This window comes from Armatimonadota bacterium, assembly GCA_037138755.1.
GTDB lineage: Bacteria > Armatimonadota > Fimbriimonadia > Fimbriimonadales > Fimbriimonadaceae > Fimbriimonas.
On record JBAXHT010000005.1, the window covers coordinates 15,170 to 39,982 of the forward strand.

24 protein-coding genes and 1 tRNA gene are annotated in these 24,813 nt (G+C 53.5%); 12 read left to right on the top strand and 13 right to left on the bottom strand.

Annotated elements, in window-relative coordinates; all coding sequences use genetic code 11:
- Positions 1-14 precede the first annotated feature (14 nt).
- Complete coding sequence (locus WCK51_15495) at positions 15-515, top strand: ankyrin repeat domain-containing protein (GenBank protein MEI7578292.1); 501 nt, start codon at positions 15-17, stop codon at positions 513-515.
- A gap of 69 nt (positions 516-584) precedes the next feature.
- On the opposite strand, the gene WCK51_15500 is transcribed toward WCK51_15495, so the two are convergent.
- The 5 genes from WCK51_15500 to prpB form a co-directional block, all read right to left on the bottom strand.
- A complete protein-coding gene (locus tag WCK51_15500; GenBank protein MEI7578293.1) occupies positions 585-779 on the bottom strand; it encodes a hypothetical protein in 195 nt (64 codons plus the stop codon).
- Complete coding sequence (locus WCK51_15505; protein ID MEI7578294.1) at positions 776-1,726, bottom strand: prepilin-type N-terminal cleavage/methylation domain-containing protein; 951 nt, start codon at positions 1,724-1,726, stop codon at positions 776-778. Before WCK51_15505 ends, WCK51_15500 begins: the two co-directional genes overlap by 4 nt.
- Positions 1,727-1,826: 100 nt before the next feature.
- Positions 1,827-2,930 carry a serine hydrolase domain-containing protein gene (locus tag WCK51_15510; GenBank protein ID MEI7578295.1) on the bottom strand — a complete coding sequence of 368 codons (1,104 nt, stop codon included), beginning with the start codon at positions 2,928-2,930 and terminating at the stop codon, positions 1,827-1,829.
- Positions 2,905-4,875, bottom strand: coding sequence for a hypothetical protein (locus WCK51_15515; GenBank protein MEI7578296.1), 1,971 nt, complete (start codon positions 4,873-4,875; stop codon positions 2,905-2,907). The genes WCK51_15510 and WCK51_15515 overlap by 26 nt, the downstream gene beginning before the upstream one ends.
- A 247-nt stretch (positions 4,876-5,122) precedes the next feature.
- Positions 5,123-5,998, bottom strand: coding sequence for a methylisocitrate lyase (gene prpB, locus WCK51_15520; protein ID MEI7578297.1), 876 nt, complete (start codon positions 5,996-5,998; stop codon positions 5,123-5,125).
- 83 nt (positions 5,999-6,081) lie between these two features.
- On the opposite strand from prpB, the gene WCK51_15525 reads away from it, so the two are divergent.
- Positions 6,082-7,536 carry a serine hydrolase domain-containing protein gene (locus tag WCK51_15525; protein ID MEI7578298.1) on the top strand — a complete coding sequence of 485 codons (1,455 nt, stop codon included), beginning with the start codon at positions 6,082-6,084 and terminating at the stop codon, positions 7,534-7,536.
- A gap of 57 nt (positions 7,537-7,593) precedes the next feature.
- Positions 7,594-7,785, top strand: coding sequence for a hypothetical protein (locus WCK51_15530; GenBank protein MEI7578299.1), 192 nt, complete (start codon positions 7,594-7,596; stop codon positions 7,783-7,785).
- A gap of 24 nt (positions 7,786-7,809) precedes the next feature.
- On the opposite strand, the gene WCK51_15535 is transcribed toward WCK51_15530, so the two are convergent.
- The gene (locus WCK51_15535; protein MEI7578300.1) at positions 7,810-8,406 is read right to left on the bottom strand and encodes a hypothetical protein; all 597 of its coding nucleotides are present in this window, start codon (positions 8,404-8,406) and stop codon (positions 7,810-7,812) included.
- 194 nt (positions 8,407-8,600) lie between these two features.
- Between WCK51_15535 and WCK51_15540 the strand changes: the two genes are divergently transcribed.
- Complete coding sequence (locus tag WCK51_15540) at positions 8,601-8,801, top strand: hypothetical protein (GenBank protein MEI7578301.1); 201 nt, start codon at positions 8,601-8,603, stop codon at positions 8,799-8,801.
- 4 nt (positions 8,802-8,805) lie between these two features.
- On the top strand, positions 8,806-9,435 hold the full coding sequence (locus WCK51_15545) for a LuxR C-terminal-related transcriptional regulator (protein MEI7578302.1): 630 nt from the start codon (positions 8,806-8,808) through the stop codon (positions 9,433-9,435).
- On the opposite strand, the gene hrcA is transcribed toward WCK51_15545, so the two are convergent.
- Together hrcA and WCK51_15555 are read right to left on the bottom strand one after the other, a co-directional pair.
- A complete protein-coding gene (gene hrcA, locus WCK51_15550) occupies positions 9,432-10,454 on the bottom strand; it encodes a heat-inducible transcriptional repressor HrcA (GenBank protein MEI7578303.1) in 1,023 nt (340 codons plus the stop codon). The two genes, WCK51_15545 and hrcA, sit on opposite strands and share 4 nt — an antisense overlap.
- Before the next feature lie 116 nt (positions 10,455-10,570).
- Positions 10,571-10,852 (bottom strand): hypothetical protein, encoded by a 282-nt coding sequence (locus WCK51_15555; protein ID MEI7578304.1) that lies wholly within the window; start codon positions 10,850-10,852, stop codon positions 10,571-10,573.
- A 239-nt stretch (positions 10,853-11,091) separates the two neighbouring features.
- Between WCK51_15555 and WCK51_15560 the strand changes: the two genes are divergently transcribed.
- Positions 11,092-11,415 carry a hypothetical protein gene (locus tag WCK51_15560; protein MEI7578305.1) on the top strand — a complete coding sequence of 108 codons (324 nt, stop codon included), beginning with the start codon at positions 11,092-11,094 and terminating at the stop codon, positions 11,413-11,415.
- On the opposite strand, the gene WCK51_15565 is transcribed toward WCK51_15560, so the two are convergent.
- Positions 11,402-12,733 carry a dihydroorotase gene (locus tag WCK51_15565; protein MEI7578306.1) on the bottom strand — a complete coding sequence of 444 codons (1,332 nt, stop codon included), beginning with the start codon at positions 12,731-12,733 and terminating at the stop codon, positions 11,402-11,404. The genes WCK51_15560 and WCK51_15565 overlap by 14 nt on opposite strands.
- Positions 12,734-12,774: 41 nt before the next feature.
- On the opposite strand from WCK51_15565, the gene WCK51_15570 reads away from it, so the two are divergent.
- Together WCK51_15570 and xth are read left to right on the top strand one after the other, a co-directional pair.
- Entirely contained in the window at positions 12,775-13,491 is a 717-nt protein-coding gene (locus WCK51_15570) for a hypothetical protein (GenBank protein MEI7578307.1), read from the top strand.
- Positions 13,492-13,500: 9 nt separating this feature from the next.
- Positions 13,501-14,271, top strand: a complete 771-nt coding sequence (gene xth, locus WCK51_15575) for an exodeoxyribonuclease III (protein ID MEI7578308.1) — start codon at positions 13,501-13,503, stop codon at positions 14,269-14,271.
- Between the two features lie 44 nt (positions 14,272-14,315).
- Here xth and WCK51_15580 read toward each other — a convergent pair whose 3' ends face one another.
- Positions 14,316-17,486: a sodium/proton-translocating pyrophosphatase gene (locus WCK51_15580; protein MEI7578309.1), complete on the bottom strand. Its 3,171-nt coding sequence runs from the start codon at positions 17,484-17,486 to the stop codon at positions 14,316-14,318.
- A 156-nt stretch (positions 17,487-17,642) separates the two neighbouring features.
- A tRNA-Pro gene (locus tag WCK51_15585) sits at positions 17,643-17,718 on the bottom strand.
- A gap of 76 nt (positions 17,719-17,794) precedes the next feature.
- Between WCK51_15585 and WCK51_15590 the strand changes: the two genes are divergently transcribed.
- Positions 17,795-19,207, top strand: coding sequence for a DUF4139 domain-containing protein (locus tag WCK51_15590; GenBank protein MEI7578310.1), 1,413 nt, complete (start codon positions 17,795-17,797; stop codon positions 19,205-19,207).
- A 128-nt stretch (positions 19,208-19,335) separates the two neighbouring features.
- Here WCK51_15590 and msrB read toward each other — a convergent pair whose 3' ends face one another.
- Positions 19,336-19,746: a peptide-methionine (R)-S-oxide reductase MsrB gene (gene msrB / locus WCK51_15595; GenBank protein MEI7578311.1), complete on the bottom strand. Its 411-nt coding sequence runs from the start codon at positions 19,744-19,746 to the stop codon at positions 19,336-19,338.
- Positions 19,747-19,839: 93 nt separating this feature from the next.
- Positions 19,840-20,274 (bottom strand): RNA-binding protein, encoded by a 435-nt coding sequence (locus WCK51_15600; protein ID MEI7578312.1) that lies wholly within the window; start codon positions 20,272-20,274, stop codon positions 19,840-19,842.
- Between the two features lie 187 nt (positions 20,275-20,461).
- Between WCK51_15600 and WCK51_15605 the strand changes: the two genes are divergently transcribed.
- The 3 genes from WCK51_15605 to WCK51_15615 all read left to right on the top strand — a co-directional run bounded on the left by WCK51_15605 (position 20,462) and on the right by WCK51_15615 (position 24,540).
- Complete coding sequence (locus WCK51_15605; protein ID MEI7578313.1) at positions 20,462-22,168, top strand: ATPase, T2SS/T4P/T4SS family; 1,707 nt, start codon at positions 20,462-20,464, stop codon at positions 22,166-22,168.
- A gap of 38 nt (positions 22,169-22,206) precedes the next feature.
- A complete protein-coding gene (locus WCK51_15610; GenBank protein ID MEI7578314.1) occupies positions 22,207-23,508 on the top strand; it encodes a type IV pilus twitching motility protein PilT in 1,302 nt (433 codons plus the stop codon).
- A gap of 306 nt (positions 23,509-23,814) precedes the next feature.
- Entirely contained in the window at positions 23,815-24,540 is a 726-nt protein-coding gene (locus tag WCK51_15615; GenBank protein ID MEI7578315.1) for a hypothetical protein, read from the top strand.
- Positions 24,541-24,813 lie beyond the last annotated feature (273 nt).

Consider the following 24,813-nt stretch of genomic DNA (forward strand, 5'->3'; position numbering starts at 1 on the left):
AGTAGAATACGTCTATGAAAATACAGAATTCTCTCGCCCTGCTTTGTTTTGTAGTGGTCGCGGGTTGCCAGAAGGCCGAGCCACAACCGAAGTTGACACTTCTAGAAGCCGCGGAGGCGGGAAACCTCGAAGTGATTAAGGAGCGGATCAAAGAAGGATCTGACGTAAATACTCCTCAGAAATCGACGGGAGCTACCGCGCTGATGCTGGCGGCAGGTAGGGGAAAGATTCCAATTGTTGAGGAGCTGATCAAGAGTGGAGCAAAGGTTAATGAAGTCAATGCTCGGGGCTACAATGCAGCATTAATCGCTGTCGGAAACGACGACGTCGAGATGGTCAAGTTCTTGAAGTCCAAAGGAGCTGATCTTAACGCAAAGTCTAAGCAAGGATATTCCGCTTACTACATTGCAAAGATGTACAAGTTCGAAGCGATGATGCAATATCTCAAGTCAGTCGGAGCCGATACTTCCGATCCGAAACTAAACATTATTCGGAAGGCACCCACCAAGGGCTAACTCAATCAAGTGGAAACGCGAAGAACGGTGATTACATACGAGCAATCACCGTTCTTTGTGTTTTAATTGTTAAATTCCTGCAGCACCATCAGGTCCCACTGGTGGCATCGCATTGTTTGCTTTGCCTCCTTTCGGAGCCTTTTCACCTGGCGCGGGAGCCTTCGGCATTTGATCTGCCGGAGTTCCCGCCGGAGCTCCCTCACCGCAACCGGTGAGGGAGATGGCAAGCATCCAAACGAATCCGAGGATGCTTAGGCGTCTCATTGGCAAATGCCGTTGTTAACCATGTTGACCACGTTCTCGAGGTCAGGTCGGAAGAACGACAGGTAGAACGGTGAGGTCGTCGATGACTGGCATCGAAGTCCTGCCGCGAAGGTACCGTTTGCGGCAAACGAGCCTGGCGTGTTGTTGGTGAAGCCACTGCTGTTTCGAATGAACTTTGCCGACGTGTCCGTGTACGAGTACATCATTCCACCCGAGTACAGGTTGAAACCTGCTCCGAAGTTTGCAATTGCATCTCCTCGGTTGCTGGACGGAAGAGCCGAACCTGCCTGAGGTGCGCCGCTCGCGTTGAATCGGCATGCCTGAGGATTTGGAGCGGTATTGCCGCAGAAGAGAGCCGGGCTTGGGAAGGTCCCACCTTTGAAGTTCTGCTTACCGGAACCAGGCCAGTAGAGAGGAACTCGTGAAGGGGAAGCGACTGCAGTTGTGCTGTACAGACTCAAAAGACCGTTCATGGTCATGCTCGCCGGAGCTGGGGTCCGCACGTAAGGAACGGATCCACCGTAGACATCAACGACTGGAAGTCCAGTCATCTGGAGCATGTCGAAATTCTTTCGATATGGCTGGGTTGAGTTGTGTACGCCTTGGCCGTCGATGTTGGCGTATGAAGGATCGTCTGCGCCAGCCGGAAGTGTGGTGACCCACCAGTAACCAGCAGGAATAACTCCGCCGACCGAGAGGGCTTGACCAGCAAGACCGTAACCAGCTGGGCTTCCGTCATCCACCGAGAAGGCAGAGGGGAAGTTGTCATCAGCGTCTGTGGTGTAGATGATGGTGGATGTAGCGTTTTGCTTGATGTTGGAGATGGACGAAGCCTTCTTAGCAGCATCTTTTGCTTGAGCAAAAACGGGGAAGAGGATGGCTGCGAGGATTGCGATGATGGCGATGACCACCAGCAACTCGATGAGTGTAAATGCACGATTTCGCATGAGAATCAATCTTTGACCCGAGGGTCGAAGTCCATGCATTATATCAAAGAGTTTAAGAATTGTTTAGGCTTTTCGCTAAAATTTCTTAAAATGGGAACTTCTAGAATGCCGCGTCGTAGAAGCGGCCGCGAAAACCCAGTAGTTTCACGTTATCCGACGTGGGATGCACCCTATTCGTTAACAGCAAGCCAAAGTTGCCGGTGACTGGATCAATCCAGATACTGGTTCCGGTGTAGCCGGTGTGGCCGTAGGTCGTTGGGCCCAGCTTGGTGCCGGCGGAAGAGCCGGTTTCGGATTTCGTGTCCCAGCCAAGGGCTCGGGTGCTTGTGGAGGCTTGTCGTTTTGTGAAATCGGTTCTGAGACTAGAGTTAATCACAAGCGGTTTAGCCGCGCAATAGTTCTCGGTGAAGCGGGCGAGGTCCTTAAGTGTGGCAAAGAGCCCGGCGTGACCAGCGACGCCACCCATGGCGGTTGCGGTCGGGTCGTGGACTTCGGCTTGGATGAACTCGGGGTCGTTTCCGTAGAGCTTGATGGAACCAAGGTCGCCATGGCGGAGGCGGCGCATGGTTTTTCGCCAGTCTTCGGTGCGCTCAGTGGGGGCACAGTTCTGGCGATCGGTTGGGCCGATCATTGTCGGGACTCCTAGAGTAAAGTAGCCCGTTTGGTGAAGGCCGAGTGGCTCGGCGATGCGTTTGCGGAACAGTTGATCGAGTGAACCGCCGAGCACTCTATTCAGTGCCTCATCCATGAGAATCATACTGAGATCGCTGTAGATTGTTTTCGAGCCCGTGAAATAGGTCAGTTTCTCGTCGAAGATCTGCCTGAGAACCTCTTCCCGGGTTCGACAGGTTTTGTAGTAGGCCCGAAACGCGATCAGCCCTGAGTTGTGGACCATGAGGTTCCGGAATGTGATCCCTTGCTTGTCGTTGACGCCGAACTCAGGGATGATTTTTGCGACGGGCCAGTCGAGATCCAGTTTGCTATTCTGAACCGCAAGCATTGTGAGCGTGGTTGTGGAAACTACTTTGCTGACGCTTGCAAGGTCCCATAGGGTGTGTTTGTCTACCGGCTTTGAGTCCGGACAGTAAGTCTGTCTGCCGATATAGCCTTCTTCGATGATTCCGTTTCTGCGAACGAAATAGGCGGCGCCAGGAAAGGTGCCGTCGGTGATCGCGTCGCTAAGCAGTTGCTGGAGCTTCGTCATCGTGCGGAATGAACAGTAGAGTCAGGACTCCGGGGATGCCGAAGAGAAGGGCCAGGAGGAACGTGGTGACGTAGCCAAAGTTCACGACCAAGACGCCGCTCAAGATTCCGGCGAGAGCGATGATCGATCCGCCGATTCCGGTTCCGATCGCATAGTGGGCGGTTGGATAGTTGCCCCGCTGGGCGACGCGCATCAGGTAGACCGAATAGCCAGCGTAGCCGAGCCCGTAGCCAAATTGATCGGCGAATTCTATCACCGAAATGACCAACATACTGGTTGGTTGCATGATCGCGGCTACAAGATAAAGCGTGATCGGCAGATGCATGAGGATCGCGATCGTCCAGAAGCCTTTCTTGAGGCCGATTTTGCTGACGAGGATTCCACCAATGATTCCGCCGCAGATGATTCCAATCATGCCAACGGTTCCTTTGACAAGGCCGATTTGAGAGTTGTCAAACGCCAGCCCTCCGCCAGTCAACGGGTCCTTGAGGAATAGCGGTACAGCTTTATTTACCATTGCCTCAGCGAAACGGTAGAAGAACATGAAGGCGACAATCGCCCAGATTCCGCTTTGACGGAAGAAGGTTGCGAGCGAAGCTCCCATTTCTGAACCGACCAGCAGCCTTCGTATCAGAAGATAGAGGAATCCGGTGAGAGGTGCGCAGATGAAAAGCTGGACAATTTCGCCATTCAGGCCCGTGAGGCCCGACTGCATGTGCACAAATTCCGCGGGAGACTTGAGGACCCACCCCTTCCACTTTTCCTGGTCGCCAGCGAAGAGGTGTAGGCTGATTCGCAGTAGCGAACTGAGGGCGAAGTAGGAGGTCCCATAGAGTCCCAGGATCGTGAAGGTCCTAGCAAGGTTAGGCTTGAATTCCAAGCGCTGCTGTTCAGATGGTTCGGTATCCGCGGCAGGAAAAGGAAGGGACTTGCGCGAGAAAAGAGCCAACACCCCGTAAAGAAGAGCGACACCAAAGAACGAGATGGCCCATGCAACTGGCGCGGTTAAACGTCGTTGCAGACCGGCAGATTCAAAAGTATCCGAGGGATCACTTGAGGGATAGGTCGCCGGAACCCAATTTCCACGCGCAGGATTCGGGTCCGCTAGAGCGGAGCTTTGTCGATACAGCCCAAGGGGATACTTCTTTTCTCCCAAGGAAACCACGCCGTTCGAAAACAGCACACGAGAGACATCTCCGCCGACCGCAATTGGCTTTTCGTCTGCCCCGAGGAGCTTTTTGCCGTCTGCGGCGACCAGCTCTCCTTGGTCAACGTGAACCTTCAGCTCTTTCGTGTAACTCGATCCTTCGTTGGTCTTTTTGTCAGATTTGATGTAAGCGTCCGTTGCGCTCTTGATGTAGAGGTGTCCGCCCGTCGTGATTGTTCCGTTGTTAAAGGACATCAACTGTCCCGCAATAAAGGGAACCAGACCAGCCGCTAAAAGCCGTCCCGCACGGAATGAAGCTGTTTGAATGCCAGCGAAACGAGCCTGGATTTCTTTGGTGAAGGCAAGAAGATAAAAACCGTCGGTTGCAATATTCGTCAGCGCAGAACAGAATGCTGCTGCGGCCATAAAGATCAGAGAGACTGAAAACGCTTTTGCGGCCGGGAGAAGCAGAAATGGTAGCAGCGCGAGCAGGATCGTCAGGACAAACTGACCGCCGAGCACCCACTTGCGTTTTGCCGCACTCAGATCAACAAGCGGTCCTAGCAAGAACTGAAGACCCCAAGGCAGTGCCAGCAAGGACGTCCATTTCGCCACTTCCTCATTAGGGATTCCAAAGTCCTTATAGAAGAGCGTTGAAACATCCTGAATCAGAACGACCGGGATGGCTTGTAGCACGTAGAGAACCGGAACGTACTTCCACGGGTTCGGGCCAGAGTCTGGGGCGACTGGCTGGATGCTGGCTTCGGTGTCGGCACTCATCAGAACTTGGATGAGCATACATGAAACGCGCCCGGCTATTGCCGAGCGCGCTATCCTTCCAAGCCCACCGGACCCGTTTTTGGTCAGTTCCAGTGTAATCAATCAATATGCCGTTGCGGGCAGTCTCACCCTTGTTTGAGACATGTTCATGTTAACTGCAGAGCTATGCCACTCAGAGGTTTTTGGCGTTGAACTGGTAGTTCAACGGAGGAAATCATGGGAGATTTGCGAGGGTTAGTTCGGGCAGAGCCCGCTTCATTCCAGTTCACTGCCAGCTCTCATCTTTAGCCGTGTAATCGGCGTAGTCGATGGTACTGTACAGTTCCTGGCGAGTTCGCATTTTTTCGATCCAGCCCCTTTGAGTGCCAGTTGCCAAAAGCTCGCTGTAGAACTCCTCGACCGCCCTTAGCATGACTCGCAACGCGGTGACCGGGAAGATGACCATGTTGTATCCAAGGTTTTCAAATTCCTTCGCGGTGATCAGGGGAGTCTTTCCAAACTCAGTCATATTGGCAAGAAGTGGCGCATCAACGCCTTTTCGGAACTGCTCGAACTCTTGTTCCGTCGTCAGACCCTCCGGAAAAATCGCGTCGGCTCCAGCCTGGGTGTAGGCCTTGGCCCTGTCAATTGCGGCTTCGATCCCCTCAACGCCGTAGGCGTCAGTTCTCGCAATGATGATGAAACTGCTGTCTCGCTTTGCCTCCGTAGCCGCCTTCAGTTTGCTGACCATTTGGGAGGTCGGAACAACTGCTTTTCCATCTAAGTGACCGCATCGCTTCGGGCTGATTTGGTCCTCCAGATGAATCCCGGCGAGTCCGGCTCGCTCCATTTCGATGACAGTTCGTACCGTGTTCCAAGTTTCTCCGAAGCCGGTATCGGCGTCGGCAATCATGGGAATCGGGGCTACTTGACAGGCCTGAGCGGCGGTTGAAGCGAACTCATTAAGGCTGGCGAGGGCAATATCTGGAACCCCCAGAAGGTTGTTCGTAATCGCCCCTCCGCTCAGATAGGCAGCCTTGGCGCCTTGTTTGTAGGCAGCGAGGGCGGTCAGAGCGCTAAACGCGCCAGGCATTACGACGATGCCTCCCTTCATCTGTTCGCGGAGTAGCTGCCCCGGAGAGACTAACGGTGGACGAATCATGTAGATAGGTTACCGTCTAGGCTATTTGACTCAGTCGGACGACTCGAGGAACTGCATTTCGACTGAGCCAGTATGAACCATGGATGCTCAAATCAGTCCTCTTGACGTTTTTTGCCTCGACGCTTTGTTTCGTCCCAAGATCGGCATCAGCACAGGTTGCCTCAACACCGGATGCAAACTTACTTGTTGACCAAATGCTGGATCGTCTGAATAAATCAGACTATAAGGGCTTTAGAGACCTAGCGGACCCGGGCTTTCTCAAAAGCATCCCGGCAATGGAGGTCGCGTCATTCCTTTCTCAATTACACTCCTTAGGAACACTCAGTAGGGGAAAGCTTAGGCTCGACATCGGAGAGATCCGAGAGTACGAGATGGTCGCTCACAAGGAAGGCAAACCGGACGTGGTGTTCAAACTTGTGGTCGGAGCGGCTTCCTCAACAAGGTTTTTTGGGTTTGGGGTCGAACGCTTCCCGAAAACTGTGAACAACACCGAGCACCTGCTAACCGATAACCCGGCCAAAAACCAGAGGGACAAGTCAGTTCGTGATGCGGTCATCCGTTATGCCCAAACCGGTCAGTTCGCCGGAATGTCGATCGGAGTCATGGAGAACGGAAAAGCTTTCTTCAACTACGGAGAACAGTTCGTCGGGGGAAAGCAACTCCCCGCAAAGTCATCAATCTACGAAATTGGCTCGATCACCAAGACATTCACCGGAATTCTCCTCGCTCAGGCGGTGGTCGACAAGAAGCTATCGCTTGATGACGATATTCGTTTGCATCTCCCAAAAGAGTATTCGGGAGTCGAATTCAACGGAGTTCCCGTGCTGATTCGGCACTTGGCAGATCACACTTCGGCGATACCTGGAACTCCTTCCAACATGGATGAGAACCTATTTAACGACCCGTGGGGGAAGTATTCCAGGGCACTCCTGCTGGAGTCTATAGAAAAGGTAAAGCTTAGCAGACAACCGGGAAAAACCTTTGAATACTCGAACGCAGCGGTCGGGCTATTGGGTCACATCCTGGAAACCAAGTATCAGATGACGTATGACCAGTTGGTGAAGAAGTTCATTACTGGTCCGGCAAAGATGGAAAACACCGCTTTCGAGCTAAACAGGGATCAATGGAATCGGTACCTGCCCGCCTATAGGGCTGATCTCACCCGATGCATGCGTTGGAATGTTCGTGGGATCGAAGCTGCGGGTGCGCTTCGTTCCGACATGGTTGATATGTTGAAGTACGCCGAGTTCAACATTAAGGGCAGCTCTGAAGCAGTTCGACTGTCGCATCAGCAAAATGGGATGATTTCTCCTGCTCCATTCACGACTCTTGGTTTGTTGTGGGGCCGAAAGCTCTCGCCAACTGCGGGAATGACATACAGTCACGCAGGGGGCACAGGAGGATTTTCCACTCAAATCCTAGTAGCACCCACTCGCAAGGTGGGCGTCGTCATCATGACGAACACCGGCGACGCAAGCCTTGATGCTGTCACTTACGAGGTACTCATTCGGCTTCTTGCTACACCTGCGAAGAAATGAACACTTTGCCGCAATATGCAATGCTTGAGTTAGCGTTGCAGTAGCGACTCGGAATACATGGCAAACCCTTTGGGCTCTCAGATTCAACAAAACTACATTAAGTCGATCAAGGATCCGCACAAGAAGCGATTTGCGGAGAGCTACATCGGATGGCTCGTTGGAGGAAAGTCGGGCGGACAGCCTGACAAAGGGAGGCTCACCACCGAAACTGCCCGGGTCATGATGACCAACATGGACTCTTTGGCTTAAGCCAAGGAGTCCATTGAGACGGGGTTAGCGGGTTGAGGTGCGAACCCAATCTCGATAGGCAATTGCCAGAGCGAGTTGGACAGCCCTCTGCTCTCGAGAGGTCGAATCATCGCCCTTTGAGGTCATCAGTGGACTCGAAAGGATCGCCTCTGCGATCTTGTTGACGCTTGGTTTTTCGTCGCTTCGGGCTTGGACTTTGGATCGAGTGTAGACAACCCGACCCTTGGAAACGTCATAAACGTAAGCAGTGACCGTGGCGGTAGAGATCGTTTTTGGTCCAGTGTTGACCCAAATGCTTCTCGTTCGCCAAGAGACCTTTCCGTACAGAACGCAGTCAACTTTCGCCGCTCTCCCGAAGGTTCGAAGAGAGTTTGAAGTGGGCCAAACGCCTGGATCAGGAGCTGGAAGCCCAGCTTGTTTCCATGTTGCCGTGGCAGACTCTTGAGAAAGTGCGCTGTAGCCAGCACGCGTGAGTATCTCGTCTGAGGCTTCGCTGGTCATTGTTCGAGAAGTGACGTTTCCGTTTGCGAAGAGCCAGGGGAACGAAGCGGCGGTCCCCTTCGCAAGTGGTGCGTGGTTAGGGAGAGTGACAAGTGTAAGTGCGAGGGCTAGGTTAAGCATTCGGAATTTCCTGAACCTACATGTTGTGATCCCGCGAGTTCAACCCGCAAGTCCGCCTTTCGCTGTCCACTAATGCTCTAATCTGGTTAAGGCTCGTGTCAGTAAACAAGCAGACATTCAAATCAGTGATATTTATCGCACAATGTAGTAGAGGAATTGCACGGCTGGAATTCTTTAGCTACTAGGAGAGATAGATGAACACAAAAACCATTCTTGCAAATGATTCACCCCAACTACATTTTGCGAGGGCAATCCGTGATCCGGATCGGCGCAGGTTTGCTCACGCCTATATGGATTGGTTGGCTGCGGGAAGACTTGGGGCAGTTCCCGAGAAGGGTCGGCTCTCGGCGGAAGCGGCGCGGATGATGGTCATCCAGATCGAAGCGATAGGGTGAACTTATGGCAAAAAGAGACCTCTCACCCAGAGAAGAAGAGATCGTGGAGCTATGCGTTGAGGGCTTAACGAATGATGCAATTGCCCATAGGCTAGACATCAGTGTCGGAACGGTCAACACTTACTGGCTTAGAATACGCCTCAAAGTAGGTGGCAGCGGACGGACCGATACCGTTGTGAGGATTATCAAAGAGCGTGCGGAGAAGGCTCTTCGAGATGCGAATGTTGAGCGAAGGAGTTTGCTCGAGATGGTCGCCGAGCGTGAACATCATGTTGTGGAACTCCGAGCAGCACTTGCATTGTTCCACCTCGCTATGGATCAGATTAAGTCGACCGTCTGGGCGACTGACATGGATTTAGTCATTAACATCCTGGCAAACGGCGAATTCCCGTCCACTCACTTCGGCGTGAAATGGGAAGTGGGCAAGACGGTTTACGAAATTTTCAAATCACGAGACCCAGAAGCCCCCGCGATAAAGGCTCACTGTGAGGCCCTAACTGGCAAAGAAAGCGAAGTGCGACTCACAGGTGAGTTTGCGAGCATGGTTCTGAGAGTAGTTCCGCTTCAGGACGACACGGGAGAGTACATGGGGTGCATCAGCATCTTAAACAGCGTCGGTCAGGACCACGTCTAGCCAAAGAATCGCGTGAGTGATCGACTGAGGGCGTCAGCGGTGAAATTGACGAGTGGAATGCTATCGTCGTAGTCCATCCGCGTTGGGCCGACAAGCGCAACTACTCCGACCTCACTTGGTCCGATCAGGTACGCCTTACGAATCACCGAGAAACGATGAAGTTGCTCGGCTCGGTTCTCCTTCCCAATTGTGACCACATCGGCTTGCGGCTTCACTGCGTCATATAGAATGTCGGTTTCATCAAGCTCCCGAAAAAGGTCAGCAAGTGCGCCGGTATCCCGTTGAAATTCTGGCTTCGCAAAGAGATACTCTTCACCCTCGGTAATCAGTTTGCCACGGGTGAGCTGGCGAGCGATCGCCCTGACTTGGGTCCAAATTGTCGTTGTCAGCTTATCCGCAGGCGCGTTCTCGGTGTTTGGAGGTGTTTTTGATTTCGTCAAGGTCTTCAGGTCTCTTCCAATGAGATTCAGTTGCAACACCTGATTAGCGCGTCCTACATCCTCTAGCGTTAGGTTTGTGGGACATTCAATCATCCGATTTTCGATGTGTCCGTTGCTGAATGCCACGACCAGTAGGGCCTGAGTGGGTCCTAACGCAGAGATCAAAGCCGTGCGAACTGTAACTGCCAGGTCGCGGACTGTCGTAGCCACGCCAAGTTGCTGAGTGGCCCGACTCAAAACTTTAACGGTGTCCCGAAGAAGATCGGTAAGTGCCTCGGTCTCATCCGATGCATCGCGGATGTTCTTTTGTCGCGTCTCATCGACATCTTTGGCGATTACAAGGCGATCGACGTAGAAACGGTAGCCACGATCCGATGGTACACGACCAGCGGATGTATGAGGTTGCTCCAGGAATCCGAGTTCGGACATCTCGGCGAGTTCGTTGCGGATTGTTGCAGACTTGACGCCAAGATCGTATTTTTGGGTGAGCATCTCGGAGCCGACGGGCTCGGCGCCCCTCACATACTCGATCACGATAGCGCGGAGCAGGGACTGCTTGCGGGGATCGAGGTCTTGCATCTTTCTAAATTATAGCGGGGAACCCTTTTGCAGAGTTCCCCGATCCGGACGCTTCGACACGCTTCGCCCAACATCGGTGGGTTGCGCAGCGAGGCTCCGCACTCCTTTTACTTGTTTTACTTGCCGGTATAGGGCTTTGTGGGCTTGCTTTCAGCACCGACCGCGCCCTCTTTAACTCCAGCCTTTTTCGCTTGGGCTTTTTCGACAAACTTCTTAAGACTGAGCTTGTTCGCTCCGTAGTAGATTCCTCGGAAGCCGCGCGCTCCGCCAGCATCGGTGAGATGGCAGTAGTTGCAGGCCTTCTTCTCTTTGGCCGCGAATGGAGGTTTGGCCTCGGCTTGGAACGTCGAAGCGGCAACGACGCCGACGACGGCGAATAGAGCGATCACTTTCTTCATGGTGTAACTTGACCTGTCATTACTGACGAGCCAAGTTTATCTATCGGTACGGCGAAAGGCAAGCAGAAATCCAATATTCGCATACGAGTTTGGGGTGGCGTGGCGATCGACATTCGGAAGGTGCTTTCGGAGGCTCATCGGAGCCTTTAGATCTGTTCTGCAGAGTCTTCGCGAAATCCAAGTACTAACCTAGCATCAGTACCTGCGAAGTCACAGTCAACTCGTGGCAACAAGAGGGCGTGAGCGCGCAGCTAGCCTATCAGATTCAGCCAGAAGAGCAACACGACACAGAAGTGATCTATCTGGTGATTCCGCCGACGGTGGCACCCATGTACGCGCCCCGGCCCTACTCGCTCGCCGAATCTCTCGCTCTGTTTGGCATGGAACTTCGCTGTCGAATGCAGTCTCTTACAGATAGCGGATTGGCTCTGTACGGTGCTTTGGCCTTAACCGCTTGCGTTGGCTATTCTCTTTACACGCTGAAGTCTGCAGCGGGCATCGACTTATTTCCGACTCAACATATCGAATCGTTTATTCCTATAAATGGATTCAATCGTTGGTAAAGTCCACGACTTTACCTCTCGGTATTCCGTGAGTGATGCCTTCTGACATCGCCTCGAAGCCACCAACATAGACGGCCTCCACGGAGCCTGTAAACGTTTCCCCATGATAAGGTGACCAACCGCACTTCGAGTGGAATTTGGATTCGTCAACGATGTAAGAGTTTCTTGGATCAACCAGAACAAGATCGGCGTCGAAGTCGGGAGCGATCTTTCCTTTATGTCGCATCGTGTAGAGAGCCGCTGGCGTCTCACAGAGCATTTTTGCGATGGTTCGGTAGCTGATTCGTCCCTGGGCTGCAAATGTAAGAAGCACCGGCAGCATAGTCTCAACTCCTGGCATCCCGCTGGGGCTGGATGGATAAGGCTTAGACTTTTCTTCCAACGTGTGCGGCGCATGATCTGAGCCAAAAACATCAAACAGCCCCTCTTGTAAAGCAGTCCAAATCGCCGCACGATGCTCTTCGGTCCGTATGGGCGGATTCATTTGAACCTTAGTCCCAAGTCGCTCGTAGGCTTCCGGAGCGGCAAACCAGAGATGCTGAGGGGTGGCTTCGCAAGTCACAGGCAGACCTTTAGCTTTTGCTGCCTTGAGCATTGGAAGTTCGTCGGCGGTTGAGATATGCAGCACATGAACCGGACGACCCGTCTTTTCGCAGATGCGCAGAAGGCGCTCGGTGCAGAGTCTTGCGCTCTCGGAATCGCGCAGAAAGTGGTGCTCGTGGACCGAAGGGTTCTCCGAGATCAACTCCTTGCGCTCAGAGTTTCGGGCTTCGTCTTCGCTGTGAAATGCCACCCGTCGCTTTCCGTGGCGCAGGACTCTCTCGACATCTTCGTCGCTGGCGACGAGTAGATCACCCGTACTGGAACCCATAAAGACCTTTATCCCCGGGGTTCCGGGGAGATTCTCATACTCACCAAGCATTTCCGCGTTGCTTGGCGAGGCGCCGAAGAAGAAGCCAAAGTTGACCCATGAACGCCCCGTCGCTCGCTTGATCTTGTCCTCAAGTGCAGCAGGCGTCGTGGTTTCCGGTTTGGTGTTCGGCATTTCAAGGTAGGTCGTAATCCCGCCGTGGAGAGCCGCAAGTGATCCGGACGCAAGATCTTCCTTGTGCTCCAAACCGGGTTCTCTAAAGTGCACTTGAGTATCGATTCCTCCTGGCATCACCATGAGGCCTCTGACATCCTTTTGCACTTCCGCAGTGCTTTGAGCGAGTGAACCTATTTCGACAATTTTTCCGCCTTTGATTGCAATATCCGCCTCGTGAATACCATCCGAGCTCAGTACCTGGGCGTTGCGTAAAATCGTGTCGAAGCTCATGGCAGTATTATGAACTAAGAAACTCTGCCGAGAATCAAGATATGGCAATCTTGTTAACCATCGTTGGGTTGGGTCTTTCCAACTTCTCCGGTAAGCCTATCGCCTCGGAAATGGAAGTTGGTGCAAGGCTCGCCAAGAAAGGGAAGGGGATTGACCGCGTTTTGGGGCTTAATCGAGTTGTCTTCCGAAGCTGGTTCGATGGCGAGCGGATGGTCGATGTGGAGCACGCCGTCATCATGACTCCAGGTTTGCTCTCGCGATGGCTTGGGCACCAACAAGCCTGCGGAGAGAAAGAAATTCAGCCCGCCTGGGATCGGTTTGCGTCCCAGTCTCATGGCAGGACCTTGGTGTTCTTTCGGCTCGCTACTTTGAATACTCTCGATTTAACTGACGGAGACGAGTCGGATACTGGCCAGCCGTCGCTCTTTGATGAGGTTGAGATTGGGTTTGGCCAAACCACAAACCGTAAGGCTGGACCAGCCAGGTTCGCTCCTCTGGTGTTGAAGAGTATTCAGGATATCCAGGATCGTCACCCCCGGGACGTTTTGAAGACATCGTGGGATCAGGTTGTTTCGAGGGTCGTTGCTTGGCCCACTCTGCCCCTACCGGACCTCGATTCTCCAATACGCTGGGGTCGGAATCGCGTTGTGGGTTTCCTTGCGGAGTTGCCGACTATTACTGACACCCATTACGGTGCCTTTCAAATTCGCTACGCTGGGCGCAACCGGGTCGTTCGATTCGAGTTGCCGAAGAGTTAAACTCTGCGAATGAAGATTGCGACCTACAACGCCGCGGGATCGCGTGCTCGACTGCCACGCATTCTGGATTGGCTCGAAGAGAATCAGCCTGATGTCTTGGCCATTCAGGAAACGAAGGCCGAGAACGACAAGTTTCCCCGAGCGGAGATCGAAGCGCTTGGGTATCACATGGCTCTGAATGGGCAGAAAGCTTGGAACGGAGTCGCGCTCCTGAGTAAGACTCCGATCGAAGATCAGCGCACTGGGTTTGGAGATCCAGAGATGCCGGAAGATGCTCGCATTGTTTCGGGAGTGATTCAGGGCATCCGAATCGTAAACACATATGTTCCGAACGGGAACACGGTCGGTGCCGAGAAGTGGATCTACAAGATGAAGTGGTTGGAAAGGTTTCGCGACTACATCTTCGAACACCCTAAGGGCGAACCGCTGATTTGGCTCGGGGACATCAATATCGCGCCGCAGCCCCACGACGTTTATGATTCTGCAAAGATGTTGGGAAGCGTGGGGCACCACCCCGACGAGTTCTCACGGCTCTCGAAGATTGTTGAATACGGTCTAATCGACGTGTTTCGCCTCCATGAGTTTGGTGGCGGACACTATTCGTATTGGGAGTTCACGGTTCCGCAAGCGGTTCAGCGAGGGATCGGCTGGAGAATCGATCATATCTACGCAACCGAAGAGCTTGCTGAGAAGTGCGTTAGCTGCACGATAGACAAAAACGCTCGGCTCCTTGAGAAGCCGAGCGATCATACATTTGTGGTTGCCGAGTTTGAGCTTTGAGCCTTCAGCCACTGAAGAGTGAAGGCTCATCGCTGGCAGCGACGTCAATCGTTCATATGCTCGAGTTGCTCGGCGAGTGAACCCTTCTTGCTTCGAAGGAACGCAAACACTAGTGCCGCAATCGCAACCGCAGTGACAACCCAGCCGAGAACTCCGCTGGTCTGAGGCTGAATCACGACTCCAACGATCAACAGGGCAACCAGGTTCATAACCTTGATCAACGGGTTGAGTGCAGGGCCTGCGGTGTCCTTGAAGGGATCGCCGACGGTGTCGCATACGACCGATGCCTTGTGAGCTTCGGTGCCTTTTCCGCCGTGGAGTCCGTCTTCGATGACCTTCTTAGCGTTGTCCCACATTCCGCCCGAGTTTGCGAGCAGTACGGCCATTAACTGACCGCTAGCGATTGCACCGGCAAGGAAGCCTCCCAGTGCCATTGCGCCACTCAGGTTGTACTCGGTTTCACCGACCATGACGGGAGCCTTCCCAATTCCAAAGCCGAAGGCAACCGCGACGGGAAGGAAGATCGCAAGGATTCCTGGTCCGAGCAGTTCGCGCTGAGCTGCCGCTGTAACAATCGCGACGCATCGAGCGTAGTCCGGCTTGGTCTCTCCCTTGAGGATGCCCGGCATTTCTCGGAATTGACGTCGCACTTCAGAAATCAGCTCAAAGGCTGCGCGGCCCACGGCGTTGATAGCGAAGGAGCTGAACAGGTAAGGCGCTGCGGCACCAATGAGGAGTCCGAGGAACACCTCCGGAACGTCAAGTCGCAGGCCTTGGATTTCAAGGTGAGACGATTCGACGAACGATTGGAACAAAGCGACGGCGGCGACGACTGCAGTGGTAATCGCAAAGCCCTTTGTGAGCGCCTTGGTCGTGTTTCCTGCGGCGTCGAGTCGCTGGAGCGAGGTGGAGCCGTACTCGTTGTGGCTCTCTCCGGACATCTCGAACACGCCTTGAGCGTTGTCGGAGATCGGTCCGAATGTGTCCATTGCAAGGATGTAGGCAGTTGTTGTAAGGAGCCCGAGGCCGACCAAGGCGATTCCGTAGAACGCCATGATCATAGAGCCGTACTCAGCCGGCGGGAACAAGTTGAGCGGAACCAGGAGAGCGACAACGATGGCGAGAACCATGAAGACGCTGGACTCTAGGCCGTATGCGAAACCGGAGATCAGCATTGGAGCTGGTCCAGCCGTTGCAACACCCGCAACTTCTTTACAAGGTCGCTTGGATGCGCTGACGTAGTAGTTCGTGAGGAACTCAACCGCGATAGCGACGATAATCCCGAAGACAACTGCCAAAGCAAACTTGTACCACGGAATCCTGACGGTTTCCACAGCGGCCGCGTTCTCGATCTGAACCGCAGCCGGTGCACTTGCGGTCGGGTCTTTTTCTTTGGCAACGTCGGCAGCCTTCATTTCTTCGACCGTCTTTCGGAAGAAGGTGATGGACTCACCACCCTGGAACTTGTCAGGGCGGTCTACTCCTGGAGCCGAAACTAGGGCGAAGCGATCTTCGCTTGGCGAATAGTAGAGGCTGACCGGCTTCTTCGCAAGGATCTTGATATCTGCGGTGCCTTTTTGTGCAGCAATGGCTTCTTTACCCTTAGTGAGCTGCTCGTCAATCTTTTTGGGTTCGCCAGGACCTAGCCAAATGGTTTGCTTGCTTGATTGAGCAGGCTGTCCCTGTTGGGCAGGCATGGTGATGTTTGCTTCAAGCTTGACTGCTACGTACTCTTTACCAAATCGCTCAGCTATTGTCGTGTACTTGTTAGTCTGGAAGTCCTTTTCATCAAAGCCGCGGGTAACCGCGTAGCTGAGCGCTGGGAAGGACTTCGCCGCAAGCTCGTCTTGGGTGACTTCTTTGAAGCCAGCGAGCCCCTTCGGCATCTTAAGACCAGCGCCCGGAGTTGCGATGAGTTGCCTGACGTTAGTCTCGTCATCCTTATCCGTTGCCGAAAGGCCAAGAGCTTTGACTCGGCTGTCCTCCAAGATGTCTTTCTCGGAAACCTTTGACTCTTCGATTTTCTTCGATTTGGCTAGGTCAGCCTGAACCAATTTGACCGTCGCCATCACTTTGGACTGCGCGGTGGATTGAGTCAAGATTTCGCGGAGCGAAACGTTGTTGAGTAGGAAGAACGAAAGGGCAAACGCGCCGATCGCGGAGATCAGAGCGGTGAGGCGGAATCCGCCAAGAATTGGTTTGAGTGGATCGCTGTCGAGGTCATCATTTCCTTTAACTCCTGCAATTCCCACCATTGAGGCAACGATTCCGACTGCGCACGCGGCGAGAGCAAACACGATGAGCTTGGGCCAGGTGTTGCCGTCGAGAACAGTCGAGGTTGCGGCACCGAGGACGATGGTCGCGACCAGCATAACCACGTACGACTCAAAGACATCCGCGGCCATACCAGCACAGTCTCCAACGTTGTCACCAACGTTGTCAGCGATTGTTGCTGGGTTCATCGGAGAGTCTTCAGGGATTCCTGCTTCGACCTTTCCGACAAGGTCTGCGCCAACGTCAGCAGCCTTAGTGTAGATGCCGCCTCCGACGCGCATGAAGAGCGCAGCAAGTGAGCCACCAAATCCGTAGCCTACGAGAAGTGTTGTTGCCTGTGAAGGGAACACGATGAGAATCATCGAAGAGAAGAACAGGCCGACGCCGATGGTGACAAGACCGGCTACCGATCCGGCTCGGAAGGCGATTTCGAGAGCCTTCTTGTTCGATGTAAGGGCAGCGTTAGCAACTCGCGCGTTGGCCTTGACGGCCATGATCATTCCCGCAAAACCGGAGAAGTACGAGGAGATGACTCCGATCAGGAACGCGACGCCAACCAGTCCGGCGACCATACCCATTCCCTTGTAGTAAAGGGCGCTGAGTGCGAAGATCAAGACCACAATGAACGGAGCCATCATCTTGATTTGCTGGCTTAAGTAAGCCCGTGCGCCGTCTTCGATGGCGGTCTGGACAAACTGCATGCCCTCGCTACCGCGATCTTCTGTCATGAGCTTTTTCGCCATCCTCATGGCGACGATGACGCCCACGACGCCGAGAATGGCGGCGATGAGGAGGATGATCTTATCTTGAGATCCAAACTTGAGATGGACGTTCTCGCCTTCAGCGGCAAATGCCGACGCTGCAGAAAGGAGTCCTAATCCAAGGGAAATGAAAAGGCGGTGCGCGCTTCGTTGCGCGACGGGTTGCTGTTTTGACTTCATGAGTGTTACGAACTCCCTGAAATCGAACGCTTCTGCACGGTGTAACCCCGAGCTTGGCCGCTGACCTGGAATCGAATCTAGTTTACCAGGGCAAGAACCGTGCCAGTTCCCAAGGGGAGTGCGGATTGGCCCCAAAGCTGGAACTCTCAGTAAAAGTGGTCGGGGCGACACGATTCGAACGTGCGACCTCATGCTCCCAAAGCACGCGCGCTACCAACTGCGCCACGCCCCGACATAAAGGAAACAAGATGATACCTTTTCTGAAACCGATTGAACAATCCAGGCGTCCATAGGCACAGAAGGATTGTATGTTGAGCACACTTGCCGCCGCCGCCGCCCTCGCCGCTCCGACCTCCACTGAGGTCACCGTTTACAACCAAGGCATGGGCTTCATCAAAGAAGTTCGGGCAGCGAAGCTGAAGAAGGGAACTCAGTCGATGCTGGTTGAGAACGTTGCACAACTGATCGACCCAACTTCGGTGGGTTTCAAATGCCTTTCCAACCCTGGATCTGTTGGAGTTCTGGAGCAGAACTACCAGTTCGACCTGATCTCGCCACAGTCAATTTTGGCGAAGTCGGTGGGCAAGAAAATTCGGCTCACTCGGGCGATTGGAATGCAGAAGGAGACCGTAACTGGCACGCTTCTTAGCTCCCCAACTTCCGTGGTCAACACCGGGAACGGACAGGAGTATTCTTACAACGGACTCGTGATTCGGGCCGATGATGGCCGGATCATTCTTTCGCCCGAGGGCGAGATTGACGTGATGGAAATGCCTGAAGGGCTGATCTCGACGCCCTCCTTGATCTGGGAACTTGAAAGCGACAAGGATCAGGACGCTCAGATTGAACTCAGCTATCTAACGCAGGGCATGAGCTGGAACGCGAATTACGTTTTGACTTTGGACAAGGATTCGACTGCGGACTTGCAGGGGTGGGTCTCGCAGAGTAACCAGAGTGGGATGTCTTTCAAGGACGCGACGCTGAAGTTGTTAGCGGGAGAGGTGAATACAGTTCAGCCCCCAAGAGCAGAATTTATGGCCCCGGCCGATTCAGTTGCGAAAAGCAAACGCGCTGGAGGTCAGATGTCAGAAGAGTCGCTCTTCGAATACCACCTTTACACCTTGCAACGCCCAGCTACTGTCCGCAACAAGGAGAACAAACAACTTAGCCTGCTGACTGGCGATAATGTGCCGGTCAAGAAGCAGATCATCTTTGATTCCATGGCAGGCTACGACGGTTATTACCCGGATGAGGGCCAAGTTGGAACGGGACAGCTGTCGCCGCTAGTCAAACTCAAGTTCACAAATGACGAAAAGTCTCACCTGGGAATGCCATTCCCGGCGGGCAAGATTCGTATCTACTCGCGTGACAGCAAGGGCTCTGTCCAGTTCCTTGGCGAGGACATGATCAAGCACACGCCGAAGGATGAGAAGATCAGCCTCAACGTTGGGCGATCGTTCGACATCCGAGCCGACCGAAAGCGCACGAACTTTACTCGAGTCTCGTCTCAACGAGTTCGCGAGAGCTTCGAGATCGAGGTTCGGAACCGCAAGGCGGTTGCCGAAACCGTGTATCTCTACGAGCGGCACTGGGGCGACTGGAAGGTCACCGAAAAGAGCGATGCATTTGTGAAAGAAGACGCATCAACCATGGTTTTCGAAGTCAAACTGAAGCCAGGAGAGGTGAAGACTGTGAGCTACACCGTCGAGACCAAGTGGTGATATGGAGTGCGGTTGCTTAAAACCGCTTTAAGGCAGCGCGAGCTTTGTTCGGCCTGTAGCTAATCCTCGCTACAGGCCGCGACAAGTCGCTGAAATCTAAAGCGGTAACAAGTTTCCGCACTCCAAACCTACTTCTCTTCGAACTTAATGCTCACGCTGTTGATGCAGTAGCGCAAACCCGTGGGGGTTCCGTAACCGTCCGGAAAAACGTGTCCAAGGTGGCCCCCGCACTTGGTGCAGGTCACTTCGACTCGCCTCATCCCAAGTGTGTTGTCCTCGTGCTCAGTGATTTTTGACTTATCCAGCCCTTCGTAGAATGAGGGCCAGCCACACCCGGAGTCAAATTTAGCTTCGCTTGTGAACAGGACTTCGCTGCAACCAGCACAGCGGTAGATTCCATCACCTTTGTGGTTCCAATACTCGCCGGTGAATGCCCGTTCGGTGCCTTTCTCTCGAAGGACATGAAACTGTTCTGGTGTGAGAACTCCGCGCCAATCTTGATCAGTTTGCGGAAGGTCTGGGGTAGGAAGATGATCCATGCCCTTAGCTTACGCGCCAACGCACGGAATCATTCCAAATAAAAAAGACCCAGCCGAAGCTGGGTCCCCTAAAGTCATTTGGATATCAGTCGATTAATATCGACCGCGTCCGCCGCCGCCGCTACTGCGACCGCCGCCGTATCCGCCGCCGCCACCGGAGCGACCACCGCCGCCACCGCCGCCATAGCCGCCGCCGCCACCGGAGCGACCACCGCCGCCACCGCCGCCGTATCCACCGCCGCCACCTGAGCGACCACCGCCGCCGCCGTAGCCGCCACCGCCGCCCTCACGAGGACGATCTTCCTTTGGACGAGCTTCGTTAACACGAAGGGTTCGTCCGCCGAGGGTGAAGCCATCGAGCTTAGCGATAGCTGCATCGAGCTGGTCTTCTGGAACATCGAGGAAGCCGAAGCCTCGGTTCTCAACGATTCGTGGATTGCTTGGCTGGAACTCAGCCGCTGCGTCTAGCAGCTCATCTTCTGTCGCCGAATAGGACAGATTGCCAATATAGAGTCTCTTTGTGCTCATTTCTTTCTCAATGAAGGTTTCCCTTCGGGTTGTTTGCTTGTCCGGAATCTTGAGAAATGATGCGTATCGTTCTTCGAGAAATCTATCTTAAGCAGGCAACTGGGAACAGTATACCAACAACCCATAAATTTGACCGAGATGCCAACCGATGATTATGAGGGAACCTTGTGTTCCAACTGGCTAAGCGATGGTATTGACGGGCGAACATTTTTTGAAAGAGGGGCTGATTACGCCAGAGCAGCTCAATGACGCCATGTCCAAACAGCGCGAGTTGGATGGTAAAGAGTCACTTGCAAGAATCCTCGTCCAGCTCGGTTATGTTACAGAACGTGATCGCGTCAAGTGCCAAGGGAGGGTGTGGGGAGTTCCGTTCGCCGACGTCACCGAGATCATTCCGCGTCCCGAAGCTCTTCAGATGCTCAACGGGCATAATGCCAGAAAATTCAAGGCTCTTCCTATGGAGCGCCAAGGCAACCGCCTCTTGGTGGCGATGGTCAACCCGTTGGACATTTTTGCCATCGACGAGATCAGGCTTACTACTGGACTCGACGTCGAGCCTCTCATTGCTGTTGAAGCGGATCTGATCAATGGACTTGTTCAGTTCTACCGGAACGAAAGTGAAGCTCTCGCGGGGGTTCTCAAGGATTTTGATGACGATCAGGTTGTCGACATTCAGAAGAAGATTGAGGAAGTCGAAGACGAAGCGGACGCCGACGATGCTCCGATTATCCGACTCGCAAACTTAATCATTAACCAGGCTATCATCGACAAAGCGTCAGATATCCACATCGAGCCGCTCAAGGACGGTATGCGAGTTCGCTACAGGATCGACGGGGTCATGGTCGAGGGAATGCACTTTCCCAAAAAGCTTGCTGCCCCGCTTTGTAGCCGATTCAAGATCATTTCCAACATGGACATCGCCGAAAAGCGGGCTCCACAAGACAACCGCATTTCGATGACGATTAGCGGTCGGGATTACGACTTCCGAGTCAGCACCCTGCCGATGATCTTTGGCGAGAAGATTGTTATGCGCGTTCTCGATAAAGGCGGCATCAATGTTGGTCTTTCTAAGTTGGGATTCCTTGAACACAACTTGATGATGTTGGAGGACATGTGCTCCAAGACTTACGGAATCATCTTGGTCACTGGTCCGACGGGTTCGGGCAAGTCAACCACACTTTATTCGATCCTCAACGAACTCAACACTGGCGACAACAACATCATTACAATTGAAGATCCTGTTGAATATGAACTCAGCGGGATCAACCAGTGCGGCGTTAATGTCCGCGCAGGAATGACCTTCGCGGCGGGACTTCGAGCCATGCTCCGGCAGGACCCCGACATCATCATGGTTGGTGAAATGCGTGATGGCGAAACGGCAACGATTGCGATGGAAGCCGCGCTAACGGGTCACTTAGTTCTTTCTACCCTGCACACAAACGACGCCCCGGCAGCACCGACTCGATTGATGGACATGGGAGTTGAGCCGTTCCTCATTTCATCGTCCGTCATCGGAATTCTTGCTCAACGACTCTGTCGCGTGACCTGCTCCAATTGTAAGCAGGCCTACGAAGTTCGCAAGGAAGATATTGTGCGATACGGTTTCGATCTTCCTTACGGAGTAGCAAACGATGGTAAGGACGTCGTCACTCTGTATCGTGGAGTAGGGTGCGATAAGTGCAAGAAGACGGGATATAAGGGTCGAACCGGTATTCACGAGTTAATGGTCGTGACCGACGAGCTTCGCGACATGATCATGAAAGAAGCCGCCGCCCACGACTTGCGGCACAAGGCGATTGAGGTTGGAATGAAGCCGCTTCAATCTGACGCGCTCTCAAAGGTTTTGTTGGGGATTACGACCTTGGACGAGGTTGTTCGAGTGATTTACGCATAAGTAGTTTTACGAGTCAGTGTGGAACAAGGATAGAAGACATGGCAGACGATTTTAATTGGAAACAGTTCTTGACTGAAGAGCGAGACATTACACCCTTGCAACAGGAAGGAGCAATTTTTCACCCGATCACGGGTGAGCCTGTTATGCCGGTGGCTCAGCAGACGCCAACCGTTTCACAAGACGTCCATACGACCGACGTTAACGTTCCTAAGTTCACGATCGAAGCCGAGTCGCAAGTCGCCGGATATTCCACACATGAACTCAAGAGCCCGGTAGACCACCATATTGACGATGTTCTGCGCATGGCCATGGAGCGAAAAGCTTCGGATATTCATATCACGGTCGGTCTGCCACCCATGATCCGTCTGGATGGAGAAATCCAGCCTCTGCCATTTCACCCCTTAACACCTCGCGATGCTCGGCGGTTGATTTATGATGTGTTAACCAACGAACAGCTGGAGCGATTTGAGACCACCCACGAGCTGGACTTCGGTTACTCGGTCAAGGACCTTGCTCGGTTCCGATTTAACGTCTATATGCAGCGAGGCTCGGTTGCCGGGGCTCTCCGCGCGATTCCCACAAAGATTCCGGCTTTTGAGACCTTGGGTCTACCGCAGACGATTCGGGAGATGTGCAAGCGAACATCTGGGTTGATTTTGGTGACCGGTCCTACTGGCTCCGGAAAGACAACCACGATTGCCTCGATGATCGACGATCTCAACGAGCACTTTCCTGGTCACATTCTGACCATCGAAGACCCAGTTGAATATATCCATAAGCACAAGCGGTGCATGGTCAACCAGCGCGAGCTGCACCACGATACTTATACTTTGCATGACGCGCTTCGTGCGGTTCTTCGCGAAGATCCCGACATCGTCCTTGTTGGTGAGCTTCGTGACCTCGAGACGATTGAGGCGGCACTGACTCTGTCTGAAACTGGTCACTTGGTCTTCGGAACGCTGCACACCCGAAACGCACCGGCCACCGTTGACCGAATTATTGACGTCTTTCCTTCAGACCAACAAGATCAGATTCGCGTCTTGCTCGGTAATACGCTCGAAGGTGTTGTCGCTCAGCAGCTCATCCCCAAACTCGGCGGTGGCCGATGCGCAGCCATCGAAATCATGCTCGGAACCCCGGCCATCAAAAACCTCATCCGAGAAGGCAAGACCCACCAGATGTATTCGATTCTCGAAATGTCGGGCGGCGTTGGTATGCAGACCATGGACAAGGCGCTCTGCGACTTGTACCGGGCCGGCTTCGTATCCTTCGACGAGTGCCTGACTCGGGCGATTGATAAAGACAACTTTGCACGACTGGCTAAAGGTCAGGCGGCATAGCCTGTCTCGAGTATCTGTTTTCGTTGGATGAAGAGAACTGCGACGCGTTTTGGTGGGGACTTAGGTTCAACGGCGTGTGATTTTCTCGATTTTGGTGGGGACAAGTGGGGACACGGATTTGGCTCTCGGTCATGGGCTTTTGACCCTTGTGGATGAAAGAACTGCGACGCATTCTGATGGGTAGTCAGGTTCAACGAAGTTCGGATACTGGGCGAACGGTGGGTAGGGGTGGGTAGGCGAGACTCCGTGACTGTTTGGGGATGCTTCGCGCGCAGTCTGCAGAATTTGATCATCTACCTATAGGCGATGAAACTGGGGGTTTGTCAACCTGCGATTTGCTTTGGCGCGATCATTCTGATCGCGCCGATTCCCACCCTCCACGGCCCCGTTTGGCTGGTGGTTCGGGATTGGTGGCATGTCTGGAAGTTTGGGCTCGCTTCGCTCGGTGGAAATTTGGCGGGGCGAATTATGTTTTTCTTTGGTTGGTGGACGGGTGGTGATGCCTCGGTAGTCTTCACGGGTGAGCGGTTTATTTGGCCTAGGGCTTGCAGGAGGCTGGTCGTGTTCGCCTCCACTGTGCGACAGCGGAGGCATCAAAAGAATGGCCTTATTGTTTTAGCGATCGTGGCCGTTGCTGGACTGATATACTTCGGTTATAAGCATCTCGGGCATCCCGGATCCGGTCGTGGCACGGCAGAAAAGCAGCGGCAAGAAAAAAATAAAGAATGGGATAAAGTTTACAAAGATTTTGAAGATCCCGCTCCTTCCCCTGGAGCCCAGCCGCCAGTAGACCCAACAGTTGGCCAAAGCAACCGACTCAAGAAAGGAGCAGAGGCGGCAGCCGAAGCGTGGAAAGATGCCGTCGAGGAAGCATATATTGATCCAGCATTGGGAATGGGTGGAGTTACCCCGGAGGTTGGGGTAGCAGTTGAGGCATCCCTGAGAGATACACTTGATCAACTGAGCGAGGCGTTTGGCTGGGGTGTAGATTTTGGTCGAGACTACGGCAAGATTCGTGAGGTAGGAGGCTAAATTGGATCGAAAGCAAAAGACAACAGTCGTCGTTTATAGTGTTCTGAACCTCACAATTGCGGCGATTCTGATGCTAACACTCACGAGAATTGGTGAGCTTAACAACCGTTTGAATGAACATGAGAGACTAATCGACAAACTGATAGAGCGGCAAACGATCAGCCAGAGCCAGATCAATGAGATACGAGCGACTCCGCCGCGCAGATAAACGACGACCGCGACGAGCCCCTTGCGTGGGCGGGGCAAGCAGAAGAGGATGCGACGAGCCACTTG